Below are 262 nucleotides of genomic sequence, written 5' to 3' on the forward strand. Positions count from 1 at the left end.
TGCCGTCAGACGCTTCTTTCACTCAGAGCAGATCAACGTCGTCCTTCTCGCTGCGGCCAAGGTGGGCGGAATATACTGGAACTCGGCGGCGCCAGCCTCTTTTCTTTACGAGAACCTGCTGATACAGGCAAACGTCATCCATTCCGCCTATACAAGCGGCGTGACGAGGCTTGTATTCTTCGGATCGTCATGCATCTACCCGAGGGCGTGTCCCCAGCCGATCAAGGAGGAATATCTTCTGACCGGGCCCTTTGAAGAAACG

The 262-nt window shown here is 55.3% G+C and carries 1 protein-coding gene; it reads left to right on the forward strand.

All coding sequences use genetic code 11. The features are described 5' to 3' along the window. Positions 1-262, forward strand: a 262-nt coding sequence (locus P0D89_RS54520; RefSeq protein WP_408371652.1) for an NAD-dependent epimerase/dehydratase family protein, incomplete at both ends; no start/stop codon positions are given.

Origin of the sequence: Paraburkholderia sp. RL18-085-BIA-A, from assembly GCF_046027075.1 — a bacterium.
GTDB lineage: Bacteria > Pseudomonadota > Gammaproteobacteria > Burkholderiales > Burkholderiaceae > Paraburkholderia.